The sequence below is a fragment of the Pseudomonas sp. Cab53 genome, assembly GCF_018325965.1.
Classification (GTDB): domain Bacteria; phylum Pseudomonadota; class Gammaproteobacteria; order Pseudomonadales; family Pseudomonadaceae; genus Aquipseudomonas; species Aquipseudomonas chlororaphis_E.
On sequence record NZ_AP021902.1, the window covers coordinates 3091309 to 3103450 of the forward strand.

A 12142-nucleotide genomic window follows, 5' to 3' on the forward strand; every position below is an offset into this window, starting at 1 on the left:
GCTCCCTAGCGAATGGCGGACTTGAGTTCGATGAAACGACGCGTGGCCAGCAGCCCGGCCGGATGGCTGTGACAGCGTGCCGAGAGCCAGGGCATCAAGGTCTGCATCTGCTCATCGGGGGACTGGCTGCGCAGCGTCTGTTGCAGGCTTTGCACATCGGGGTCGTCGACTGGCGTCTGCGGTTCGCTGGTGGTGCCGAAGCTGCGGCGCGGACGGTTGCGCTCGCTCTTGTGCAACCAGTCACCGGCGATCCAGTCGTGCAGCAATTGCTTCTCATAGGGGCTGAACACACCGAACATCGCCGCCCCTGCGCCTTCGATCAGCATCCAGAAGCGGCTGCCCTGCGGATCCTGGTGGCGCTTGATCCAGCCCTTGTTCTGCATCGCCTCAAGGAAGCCTTCCAATTGGCCGGGGGCCGCCAGCCACTGGTTGACGGTCTTGCCTTCGAACTTGCAGTAATCGGAATGCATGTGCTGGCCGAACGGGCGCTTGCGTTCGAGCATGTCCAGCACTTCACGGTCGAGGTCGAACGATTCGATGATCGCCCGGCTGCCTTGGCCCAGGTCATTGAGCCGATACCCCAGGGTCACCCGCTGCCAGAACGCCTCGCGATCCGCCGCCATCGGCATCAATTGCATCAATGCCTGCACGGCCTTCTGGGCATGGCCGGTGCTGGCGTTGTCGATGGTCACGTGGAGGGTGAAATAGTACGGGTCGATGTCCAGTTCGCTCAGCTCGTAGGCGCTGATCAACAGGTGCAGGGGCAACTGCTCGTAGCCCAGGTTGTAGCCAATCACTTCCGGCAGGTACTCATCGCCGGCGTAGCCCAGCGCCAGTTGCACAGCCCCTTGCAGGTAGCGCTCATCGCCGATGTCCGGGGTATCGACCAAACCGTGTTCGGCGAGCAGCTTGCGGTAGATCACCACATGGTTCTGCGCCGGATGGCCGTCGCCCAGCTCCTCCAGGTACGTGCACAGCAGGCCGTCGAACCGGTGGTCTTGCCAATGTTTCAATACGCCGTACAGCCAGGCACCGTCCACCAATTTGGTCGGCGCCACGGCTTGCAGGAAATACAGCGCGTGGGCCTTGCCGCTGAAGTACTCCCGCGGGCCGCCGCTTTTGCGCCGTTCCAGGTAATCGGCGTATTGCCGGGCTACACCGGCGCTGTGGGCTTCGACCCAGGCTTGCAGGGCCTGCGGCTCGTCGGGGGTTTCCTGGGGCAAGGCCCGGGCCTGTTCGAGGCACGACTGGATGAAGGCCTGTGCGACGGCGTGTTTGTCCGCATCGTCGGGGCCCTGGAGCAGCCGTTCATAGCATTGGCGCACCTGCCCGGCATCCCTGACGGGATGGAGGGTGGCTGGCCGGGATTGGAGGGGTGTCAGCGCAGTCATAAGGGCCTCATTGGTTCACGGCAGGACGCTGATTCAGCACGTCTCTTAAGGTGCAGAGCCCCGCGTGCGACGAAAAATTCCCTCCGATGAACAGGCCGCCGGATAAACGGGGCGGTGCCGTTTTAGTGGGAACCCTCGCTTCGCTCCAGGCCTCGAAAGAATAACGGAACCTGTGGCGAGGGGATTTATCCCCGCTGGGCTGCAAAGCGGCCCCAAGGCATCCGGGCATACAGAGCTGCAAGATCTTAGGGTCGCTTCGCAACCCGACGGGGATAAATCCCCTCGCCACAATTTCTGCCAGCTTGAATGAACATCGCGGCTGACCTGTCCGACACCCAAGGAGCAACCATGATCTTCACAGTGTGGGTAGCGGTGCTCGGTGCCGTGTTGTTGACGTTGGCCCTCACGTCGTCCTACCTGCGCTGGATGCCGGTCACCACGTCAGCCATGTGCCTGGTGCTGGGCGTTGCCATCGGGCCGGCGGGGTTGGGTTTGCTGAAGCTGGACATCACCGACTCGTCCGTCTGGATGGAGCATCTCACGGAGATCGCGGTGGTGTTCTCGCTGTTCGTCAGCGGCCTCAAGCTGCGCCTGCCCTTCAAGAACCGGACCTGGCGCGTTGCCTATGGGTTGGCGGGCCCGGTGATGATCCTTTCCATTGCGGGCCTGTGCCTGACCCTGCACTACCTGTTCGGCCTTAGCTGGGGTGTGTCGATGTTGATCGGCGCGATGTTGGCGCCCACTGACCCGGTGCTGGCGGCCCTGGTGCAGGTCAACGATGCGCGGGATGACGACCGGGTGCGTTTCGGCCTCTCCGGTGAAGCCGGCCTGAACGACGGCTCGGCCTTCCCATTCGTGATCCTTGGGCTGTTGATGCTGCGTGAAGACGGTGGCTTTGTCGGCGAGTGGGCCTTGCGCAATGTCCTGTGGGCGGTGCCGGCGGGCCTGCTGATCGGCTATTGGATGGGACGCGGGATCGGTAAGCTGACCCTGTCGATGCGCATCAAGAACGCCGACAGCACGCTGTCACCCAACGATTACCTGGCCTTGGCGCTGATTGCCCTGGCCTATGTCGCCGCCGAGTCCGTGCATGCCTATGGCTTTCTCTCGGTGTTTGCCGCCGGCCTCGGGCTGCGCCAGGCCGAGGTGCAATCCACCGATGAAGAAGATGCGCCACCAGCGGAGCACCTGGTGCAACCGGTGGTAGGCCATGAGGCCGTCGATCCGCGCGAGGCGGTGCTCGGCGATACCCAGTCCCTGGGCGACGGCCAGGTGGCTGCCGGGGTGATGATGAGTGACATGCTGGCTTTCGGCAGCCTGGTGGAGCGGGCGATGGAGGTGTTCCTGGTGACGCTGCTCGGGGTGGTACTCGCCACCCATTGGGACTGGCGCGCCCTGGCCATCGGCGCCCTGCTCTTCGCCGTCATTCGCCCGTTGAGCGTGTTACTCATGCCTTGGGGCCGCTTGCTGGACGCACCGCAACGGCTGTTGATCGGCTGGTTCGGCATTCGCGGCATCGGTAGCCTGTTCTACCTGTTCTTCGCCTTGAACCATGACCTGGCGCCACAAGCGGCGCAGCTGTGCATCAACCTCACGTTGTCGGTGGTGGCCTTGAGCATCCTGGTTCATGGGGTCAGTACCCAGCCCACCCTGGCGTGGTACGAACGGCAGAAAACCGGCTGACCCTCAGCCGATCGGATCCGTCACCTGGATCAGCACCGCATACACCCCCAGCAGCACCCAGAACGTGGCGAAGATCCACGGTGTGCGCACAGAAAACAGCAGCGACTTGCGATACCCCTTGTGGGTCGATTCCCGCTCGCTGAACAACGGCGACTCGTCGTAGACCAAACCCATGACCGGCTCGGCGCGCAGCAGTTCGCTCTGCTTGAAGTGCCAGTGGTCGATGATCTCGTAGGCCGCTCGAATCCCCGGCCAGGCATTGAGTGAACTCAGGAACCCCAGCAGCGCCAGGAACGGCGGCACGATCAGGGTGAACAACTTGCCCCACTCCGGGTTCAGGTTGGCCATGCACGAGGCAAAGGCAATCACCAGGAAGGATTGGGCGGCCAGGTAGGCATCGGTCCGATTGGCGAGGATGCTGGTTTCGTACTGGATTTCACGCCGATAGAAATCCAGTCGTTCCTTGGGCGAGCCGAACAGCTTGGCATTGTGTTCGCTCAATTCTTCTTCCGGCGTCTGGCCGGTCAATATTCTGGGCATTGCGTGAAGGGTCGCTGGTGGCAAATGAGGTTCGTTGGAAACCCGCGCCGCCGGGCAAGTTCAAGGCAATGGACCAGAGGCAGTGCACGCTTGCCAAAAGGGCCTGGCCAAGCCTCCGCCTAATTCATTGCCTGCCCGATGACCTGCACCAGGTCGATCTGCTTGAACGGCTTGGTCAGGCGCGGCAATTGGCTGGCGAAGCCTTCCAGGCGTTCGGCGTAGCCGGTGGCGAGGATGATGGGCAGGTCCGGCTGCCGGTCGCGCAGTAACTTCGCCAGTTGGGCGCCGTCCATCTGCGGCATGGCCATGTCGGTGATCACCAGGTCGATGTCCGGGTTGCGCTCATGCAGTTCCAGCGCCTGCGACCCTGAATGCGCGCACAAGACCCGGTGCCCGAGGTCTTCGATCAACAGGCGGGTACTGGTCAGCACCAGGCTGTCGTCATCGACCACCAGCACCAGCAACTCAGGAGGGGTAGGCGCTGCCTGCGCCTCGACCACGGCCTTCTCCGACGCTGCGCTATCGGCCAGTGGCAACCACAACTGCGCGCTGGTGCCCACGCCCTTCTGGCTTTCGAGGATCAGGCGGCCACCCAACTGCTCGGCCAGGCCGTGCACCATGGACAATCCCAGGCCCGTGCCCTTGCCGACCCCTTTGGTGGTGAAGAATGGCTCCACGGCCGAGGCCAGCGTGGCCTCATCCATGCCCTCGCCTTCATCGGTAATCGACAGGCAGACGTAGCGCCCCGGCTTCAACGACGCCTGCGCCCCGGCCTCGGTGGCCAGGCGCTCGTCGGCGGCGATCAGGATGCTACCGCCATGGGGCATCGCGTCCCGGGCATTGGTCGCCAGATTGAGGATCGCCAACTCCAACTGGTTGACATCGGCCAGCACCGGCGACAGCGCCTCGGTGAAGCGAGTCTGGATGTGGATCGAAGGGCCCATGGAGCTTTGCAGCAAGCCGCTGATGCCCTGCACCAGCACCGGCAACTCGACCGACTCGGCACTCAGCTTCTGCCGCCGGGCGAACGCCAGCATCCGCTGGGTCAGCGATACGCCGCGCAACGCGCCCTGGGTCGCGTTGTCGAGCAATTGAGCCAGTTTCGGATCGTCCGGCATGCGCTTGCGCACGATTTCCAGGTTGCCGAGGATGACCGTCAGCAGGTTGTTGAAGTCGTGGGCGATGCCGCCGGTAAGCTGGCCGATGGCTTGCAGTTTCTGCGACTGGAACAGCGCCTCGCGGGCCTGTTCGAGGGCCTGCTGCGCCTGGGTGGCATCGGTGATGTCGCGGGTGATCTTGGCAAACCCCAGCAGGGTCCCGGTGTCGCTGCGGATCGCATCGATGACCACGTGGGCAAGGAAACGCGTACCGTCCTTGCGCACGCGCCAGCCCTTCTTTTCGAAACGCCCCTCGCTGGCGGCGATGCTCAGCGCCCGCTGCGGTTCACCGGCGGCGCGGTCCTCGGGGGTATAGAACATCGAAAAATGCTGGCCGATGGCTTCGGCCGGCAGATAGCCCTTGATGCGTTGCGCGCCCTGGTTCCAGTTGGTGACCTGGCCATCAGGACCGAGCATGTAGATGGCGTAGTCGGTGACGCTTTGCACCAGCAGGCGGAACTGCTGCTCGCTCTGCTTGAGGGTTTCCTCGGCCATCTTGCGATCGGTGAGGTCGCGGGTGATCTTGGCGAACCCGAGCAGTTCACCGCTCTGGCTGTCGATGATCGGGTCGATGACCACATGGGACCAGAACAGCGTGCCGTCCTTACGCACTCGCCAGCCCTCACCCTCGAAACGCCCCTCGCGCACGGCCGTCTCCAGCGCCCGCTGCGGCAGGCCGGCGGCGCGATCCTGATCCGTGTAGAAACGCGAAAAATGCTCACCCAGGATCTCCGCTTCCTCATACCCCTTGAAACGCCGGGCACCGGAGTTCCAGCTGGTGATGATGCCCGAGGGGTCGGTCATGTAGATCGCGTAGTCGACCACAGCGTCGATGAGCAGGCGAAAGCGCTGCTCCTGGTTTATGCGCGGCGACTGGGGGGTATTCTCAAGCATGTGGGCCGAGGCATCCGTGTGGATTTTTTCGAAGTATGGGGCAAGTCGCGCGCCATGAAAAACTATTGCCTCCCACACAGGATTCCCGCTGGCCGGCAGGCTTCAGTTTCCTGCACCTATCCGCCGGGTGCCGGATTGCTCCGGGTTCACCGACCACCAACGTGGCAGCAACTGCTGCACGCGCGCCTCGCCGAACCGGTCGTCGATGAGCATCACCACGCCACGGTCCTGCTGGGTGCGAATGACGCGCCCGGCGGCCTGCACGACTTTTTGCAGGCCAGGGTACAGGTAAGTGTAGTCATAGCCATCGCCGAAGATCGCCGCCATGCGCTGCTTGATCTGCTCATTGACCGGGTTGAGCTGCGCCAGCCCCAGGGTGGCGATGAATGCACCGATCAGGCGCGAGCCGGGCAAGTCGATGCCCTCGCCGAACGCCCCGCCAAGCACCGCGAAACCGATGCCCTGGCTGTGCTCCATGAACCGGTCGAGGAAGGCCTGCCGCGGGGCTTCACCCATGCCGCGCGATTGTGCCCACGTGACGATCTCCGGGTGCCGCTCGGCAAACAGCCCGGCGACTTGCTGGAGGTAATCGAAACTGCTGAAAAACGCCAGGTAATTGCCCGGACGCGCGCTGAACTGGCGAGCCATCAACGCGACAATCGGCTCCAGAGACGCCTGGCGGTGGGCGAAGCGCGTGGAAATCCGGCTGACGACCTGAACGTCCAACTGATCGGCCTGGAACGGTGATTCAACGTCGATCCACACCGTCTCGGCCGGTGTGCCCAACAGGTCGGCGTAATAGTGCCGCGGACTCAAGGTCGCGGAAAACAGCACGCTGCTGCGGGCCGCGGTGAGCCTTGGCCGCAGGAACCCGGCCGGCACCACGTTGCGCAGGCACAGGGTCGAGCCGCTGCGCTGGCGGCCGAACTCGCGCTTATGGATGTCGAACAGAAACTGCTCGTCGAACGACTCGGCCACCCGGCCAAACTGCAGGGCATCGAAATAGAACGCCTGCAAGTCACCGTCCAGCCCTTGGGGGTGCTCGTTGAGGTAATCGCCAATGGCCGTGGTGCAGGTGGCCAGGGCTTGCAGGAGTTTGTCCGGCAGTCGTTCATACGCCTGGTACGCCGCCACTTGTGGTGCATGCAAGGCGTTCCACTGGCGATTGACCCGTTCCAGCGGCTTCTTCAGGGCCTCGGGCGCGGTTTTACGCACCGTGGCCAAGGTCACCTGATCCAGGGTCGCGCTGTACATCTGCCGGCCGCGCTCGACCAGGTTATGGGCTTCGTCCACCAAGGTCGCGACCGTCCAGCCATTGGCCTGGGCCAGGCCGAAAAGCAAGGCACTGAAGTCGAAATAGTAGTTGTAGTCGGCCACCACCACGTCGGCCCAGCGGGCCATTTCCTGGCTCAGGTAGTACGGGCAGATCCCGTGGGCCAGCGCGACTTCGCGCAACGCCGCCTGATCAAGCAGGCTCACCTGGCTCGCGGCCACCCGCGCCGCCGGCAGACGGTCGTAGAAGCCCTGGGCCAACGGGCAGGATTCACCATGGCAGGCTTTGTCCGGATGCTCGCAGGCCTTGTCCCGGGCAACCATCTCCAGCACCCGCAGCGGCATTGACGGGGCGCTTCGGGTGATGACCTGGGCGGCGTCCAGCGCCAGCTTGCGCCCTGGGGTTTTCGCCGTGAGGAAGAACACCTTGTCCAACTGCTGCGGCGCCAGGGCCTTGAGCATCGGGAACAGCGTGCCGACGGTCTTGCCGATGCCGGTGGGCGCCTGGGCCATCAGGCAACGCCCGGTGCTCACGGCCTTGAACACCGACTCGGCCAGGTGCCGTTGCCCGGGCCGAAAGTCGGCATGGGGAAAGGCCAGGGACTGCGCCCCCAGGTTGCGGGCGTGCCGATGGGCCATTTCCTGCTCGGCCCAGGCCAGGAACAGCGCACATTGCGCTTCGAAGAACGCCAGAAGCTCGCCGGCCTCGAACCCCTGCGTGAGGCAGGTTTCCTTTTCGCTGACGACGTCGAAGTACACCAGTGCCACGTCGATGCGCGAAAGCTGCAACCTCTGGCACATCAACCAGCCGTAGATCTTCGCCTGGGCCCAGTGCAACTGCCGGTGGTTGGCCGGTTGCCTGGCCAGGTCGCCGCGATAGGTCTTCACTTCTTCAAGGCAGTTGCGCGCCGGATCGTAGCCATCGGCGCGGCCTTTGACGTTCAGCGTCTGGTAGCGCCCTTCCAGGCTAACCTCGGCCTGATAGACCTCGCTGCGCCGCGACGCCACGGTGCGATGGCCGGCGATGCCTTCCAGGGCCGTGGGCGACGGCGTGAAGCGCAGGTCGAGATCACCCACCTTGGCGGTGAACTCACACAAGGCCCGCACCGCAATGCTGTAGCTTGGCGCGGGGTTCATGCGCCCTGCTCCGCACCTTCTGGCAGCCACTGCACGTAGCACACTGCGACGGGCATGCGGTGCTCATGGCAGAACTCCAGCCAGCGCAATTGATTGTCTTGCAGCCGATCCCCCGGCCCTTTGACCTCGATCATGCGGTAGGTCTTGTGCTGCGGCCAGAACTGGATAAGGTCCGGCATGCCGGCGCGGTTGGCCTTGATGTCCAACAGCAATCGGCTGAACCAGTGCTTGAGGTGTTCGGCCGGCAAGCAGTCGAGGGCCTGTTCCAGCAATGTCTCGGACAACGCACCCCAGAACACGAACGGCGACTGTACGCCCCACTTCTCGGCAAAACGACCCAGGATGGTGTGCCGATAGCGGCCATCGTCCAGCTCGGCAAAACACGCCGCGAACAGCTCGGCCCGACGGGCATGGAAGTCTTCATTGAGCAGGTCCACCGGCCCACGCTGGAACGGGTGGAAAAATGCCCCCGGCAGCGGCGCGAAAATCGCCGGCCAGCACAGCAGGCCGAACAGCGAGTTGATCAGGCTGTTCTCGACGTAATGCACCGGGGCGGCGTCATCGTGCAGGTGAGCCTGGACGTGATACTCCACCGACAGGGTCTGGTCGACCCTGGGCAGTTGCAACTCCAGCCGCTGCACTTCACGGGCCAGGGCACGCGGCACCGGCGGCCCGCCAAGCTTGCGGCGCAGCCGCGGCACGATCCTGAGCAGGGCCTGGGTTTCGGCGGCGCTTTGCGGTGCCTGTGCCGCCGCCTCGCCCAGTTCCAGGGCCAGGGCATATTCGCCGATGCGCTCCAGCACGCGGATCATCCGCAACCGTGCGCCGGGGTAGGTGCATTCACGGTAGATACACAAGGCCAAGGCAAAATCGCCCATGCGTTCGCCCTGCTCGCCGAACTGGTACAGCAACTTGCCGCGCCGGCGCTCCAGCCACGGATTGTCCAAGGTCAGGGCATTGACCTGGGCGACGATCGCTTCCAGCGGCTCGCCGGCTTCGAAGCGTTGCTGACACTCATGGAGGAACACACAGGCGTCGACGTCCTGGCGGTTGCGCAGGCCGCGGGACTCGGCGCTGAATTCGACGCTTTCGTAGGTGAAGATGCCCAGGTCCGCCAGGACGAATTCCGACCAGTCCTGGTAGAGATTGCCGAAGAACATCAGCCGCAAGCGGTCACAGAGCGGCATGATCGTCAGGCTGTAGAGTCGGTCGTCAAGCTGCGGACACCAGGCGTGGAACGCCTGCGGCGGGTCGGCTCGCTCGGCGACGGCCAGGAGCCATTCAGCCTTCTTCGCCTTGGGTTGTTCGATCAGGTGCCCGAGGCACTGCAGGATCTCTGCCTTCAGCAGCACGTCGAACAACTCGGCAACCTCCAACTCGGCCTGGTCCTCGACCCAACCCAAGGCCAGCAACGGTTGCACCGCCAGGCCAATCTCACCGATTTCCGGGTAGTTGAGCTTGCTGTGGCGAAACCGCAGCCCCTTGCGCATGACCATCCGCACCAACAAACCCTGGGACGCCCGGGGCGTCGAGGCAAAATCGTCGACGAAGCGCTGCTCTTCGAAGCTGAGCACGTCGGCATACCGCTGCGTCAGCCAGCCCAGCACTTGCTGAAAGTTGTTCAGGTAATAAAAGGGATCGTCGAGGGAACTGGCTGTCACGGGAAGAAGCGCCACGGATGCTGGAATACTGGTTATGCATACAGATAGCAGCTACGAACACCCCAGGCAACTGCAAAAGATGAACGGTCCCCTATATTTAGAGATGAAATCCTTCGTTAAGTGATGAACTTTCCTACAGAGAGCGGGACCAATGGCGGTTAGCTATGTGATGGCGCAGTCGAATCAGCTGGGCCGTGGTTCTTTTGATCGAGAGGTTTGGATATGAACATCAGGTTTCTGAGCCTGCCCCTGGCCGCCGTGGCCTTCCTGACATTGGCCGGTTGCGCGTCGCCCACCGTGGTGACCTTGCAGAACGGTACCCAGTACCTGACCAAGGACACCCCCAATACCCGTACCTCCGATGGGTTCTACGAGTTCGAAGACATCGCCGGCAAGAAGATCCGCGTGCGCGCCGACGACGTGGCAACGATCCGCAAGGAAGATTGATCACCGTGGCGAAGGCGCTTGCTCGCGCTTGAGTGTGAGCAAGCGCCTCGTCGCAGGTTACTCAGTCACCGTCCATGCCGGGTCATCAGGCGAACACGATACCCTCACCGCCCACCTGCCCAACCCCGACACCCACCAGGGTCACCGAGCTGTCCCCCACTTGCAGCAGCGTGTCGCTGCCGACCTGGGACAGGTGCTGTCGATAGTCATCCCCTTCCCCGGCCCCCTGCACACCGATGAACACCAGCTTGTCGCCCGCGTCGAAACCGCTGATGCGATCCTGGCCGAATGCACCGTTGAAAATGAACGTGTCACGTCCACCGCCCGATTGCATGACGTCGTTCCCGGTGCCCCCCACGAATGTGTCGTCGCCCGCGCCGCCCAGCAGCCGGTCGTTGCCGGCGTGACCGAACAGCCAGTCGCCCGTCGCGTGGGCCACGAGACTGTCATCGCCCGCAGTGCCCTTGACCGCTGACGCGTACGCCGTCAGGTTGCCGCCGGCCAACAGGCCATTGGCGGTGACGCTGTGGCTGACCTCGTCCTTGAGCATGCCCCACAACGATCCAGGTTCCTGGCTCACCAGCGTGCCGATGTCGCGGGTGATGCTGATCCCGCCGTGGGCATCGCGCACGTACAACGTTCCGGCACCATCGCTGGCAAAGGTGAAGTCGTGCACCGACTGCTGCAGATGCAGGCTGTTGTGGCCCTGCCCGCCCAGTATCACGTTGTAGCCTCCGCCGTCGCGGAAGGTGTCATTGCCGGCACGGCCTTCCAGGTAGTCGTTGCCCTGGCCGCCCTGGATCAGGTCGTCCTTGTCGGTGCCGAGGATGAACGTGCTGCCAGTGTGGGCCTCGGCGTTGCGGTTGAGGTCTTGCACCCAGGTGTTGCTGCGGGCCGGGTCCGACAGGTTGGCGACGACGATGGTCGAGTCTTTTTGCGTAAGGTCGTAGAACGCCGAGCTGATGATCCGGCCCATGCCATCGGCGTAACCGGTGGGCAGGTGGGAGATCCAGGTGGGGATGTTGAGGATGGAAAACGGCAGCACGTTCCACGCGGTCGAGGCGTAGTGATCATTGAAGCTGACGATGTTGTTGGTCGCCGAGGCCTGCTGCACGTCGTGCACGCCCACCGACGCCAGGTTGAACGTCGAGCCGTCCAGCGCCCGGAACACCGGGTCGTTTTCGTAACCGATGTTCAGCACCTTGTCGGTGCTACTCTGGGTCGGCGACGCGTAGGCGATGTAGTTGGCGTTGTTGTAGAACCCGGACCACTGGCTGGTGCTCAGGTCGGCCAGGCTGTTGACCGCCAACCCGCCGAGGCTATGCCCGCTGACCAGGATGTTTTCGCCGCCAAGGCCATGAGCCTGGGCAAACCGGGCGACGTCGCCGAGTAGCGTGCCGAAGGCTTCGCCGGCGTAGTGCTTGGCATAGTCCTTGGGCCCCAGCGCGGCCATCACGTCATTGATCACGTCGCCAATGGAGTCGCCGATCAGGTTCTCCCGTGGGCCGCTGGTCCCGCGAAACGACACGCCGATCTCGGTCAACTGCCCGGCGGCGTCGTACTTACCCAGGATTTCTACCTGGGCGGTGGTGTAGCCGGCCTTTTCGCCGAAGAACGTACCGCACCCGTCGACCTTGCCGGTGTAGCCCAGTTGCGACGCGCTGATGGGCGTCCAGCCGGCCTTGTGCAATGCGTCCAGGGCCAGTTTTTCCGAATCGGGGTTCCACGGCACGCCGGGAATCACCCCTTGCGAGTCGGTGCCGCCGAGCAGCGCGGTCACCAGGGTCGCCGGCAGGCCGGTGCCGAAGCCGTATTGCTGGTAACCGGCGGCGAACCCGTTGTCGAGGTTGTGGTAGGAGTACAACATGATCGCCATCGCATCGCCGACCAGGGCTTTGGACGCCTCGGTGCCGAAGGTCTTGTAGTCATAGATACCCATGTCCTGCTGCCTCTTTTTTGT

The 12142-nt window shown here is 63.6% G+C and carries 8 protein-coding genes; 2 read left to right on the plus strand and 6 right to left on the minus strand.

Translation table 11 applies throughout. The features are described from left to right. Positions 1–5 precede the first annotated feature (5 nt). Positions 6–1391, minus strand: coding sequence for an iron-containing redox enzyme family protein (locus KI241_RS13535; protein ID WP_212803841.1), 1386 nt, complete (start codon positions 1389–1391; stop codon positions 6–8). Between the two features lie 348 nt (positions 1392–1739). On the opposite strand from KI241_RS13535, the gene KI241_RS13540 reads away from it, so the two are divergent. Next, positions 1740–3074, plus strand: coding sequence for a cation:proton antiporter (locus tag KI241_RS13540; protein WP_042728832.1), 1335 nt, complete (start codon positions 1740–1742; stop codon positions 3072–3074). 3 nt (positions 3075–3077) lie between these two features. Here KI241_RS13540 and KI241_RS13545 read toward each other — a convergent pair whose 3' ends face one another. The 4 genes from KI241_RS13545 to KI241_RS13560 form a co-directional block, all read right to left on the minus strand. After that, the gene (locus KI241_RS13545; RefSeq protein WP_042728833.1) at positions 3078–3614 is read right to left on the minus strand and encodes a hypothetical protein; all 537 of its coding nucleotides are present in this window, start codon (positions 3612–3614) and stop codon (positions 3078–3080) included. Between the two features lie 119 nt (positions 3615–3733). After that, on the minus strand, positions 3734–5665 hold the full coding sequence (locus tag KI241_RS13550) for a PAS domain-containing sensor histidine kinase (protein ID WP_047738658.1): 1932 nt from the start codon (positions 5663–5665) through the stop codon (positions 3734–3736). A gap of 102 nt (positions 5666–5767) precedes the next feature. Then, positions 5768–8074: an ATP-dependent DNA helicase gene (locus KI241_RS13555; RefSeq protein ID WP_212803842.1), complete on the minus strand. Its 2307-nt coding sequence runs from the start codon at positions 8072–8074 to the stop codon at positions 5768–5770. After that, positions 8071–9735, minus strand: coding sequence for a VRR-NUC domain-containing protein (locus tag KI241_RS13560; RefSeq protein WP_212803843.1), 1665 nt, complete (start codon positions 9733–9735; stop codon positions 8071–8073). Before KI241_RS13560 ends, KI241_RS13555 begins: the two co-directional genes overlap by 4 nt. 222 nt (positions 9736–9957) lie before the next feature. Between KI241_RS13560 and KI241_RS13565 the strand changes: the two genes are divergently transcribed. Continuing rightward, entirely contained in the window at positions 9958–10182 is a 225-nt protein-coding gene (locus KI241_RS13565; RefSeq protein ID WP_042728837.1) for a YgdI/YgdR family lipoprotein, read from the plus strand. 85 nt (positions 10183–10267) lie between these two features. Here KI241_RS13565 and KI241_RS13570 read toward each other — a convergent pair whose 3' ends face one another. Beyond that, a complete protein-coding gene (locus KI241_RS13570; RefSeq protein ID WP_212803844.1) occupies positions 10268–12121 on the minus strand; it encodes a polyurethanase in 1854 nt (617 codons plus the stop codon). Positions 12122–12142: the final 21 nt, after the last annotated feature.

Bases quoted from the DNA above. Each gene is read 5' to 3' on its own strand.
- KI241_RS13535 (WP_212803841.1), bottom strand. From the start codon at position 1,391: ATGACTGCGCTGACACCCCTCCAATCCCGGCCAGCCACCCTCCATCCC.
- KI241_RS13540 (WP_042728832.1), top strand. From the start codon at position 1,740: ATGATCTTCACAGTGTGGGTAGCGGTGCTCGGTGCCGTGTTGTTGACG.
- KI241_RS13545 (WP_042728833.1), bottom strand. From the start codon at position 3,614: ATGCCCAGAATATTGACCGGCCAGACGCCGGAAGAAGAATTGAGCGAA.
- KI241_RS13550 (WP_047738658.1), bottom strand. From the start codon at position 5,665: ATGCTTGAGAATACCCCCCAGTCGCCGCGCATAAACCAGGAGCAGCGC.
- KI241_RS13555 (WP_212803842.1), bottom strand. From the start codon at position 8,074: ATGAACCCCGCGCCAAGCTACAGCATTGCGGTGCGGGCCTTGTGTGAG.
- KI241_RS13565 (WP_042728837.1), top strand. From the start codon at position 9,958: ATGAACATCAGGTTTCTGAGCCTGCCCCTGGCCGCCGTGGCCTTCCTG.
- KI241_RS13570 (WP_212803844.1), bottom strand. From the start codon at position 12,121: ATGGGTATCTATGACTACAAGACCTTCGGCACCGAGGCGTCCAAAGCC.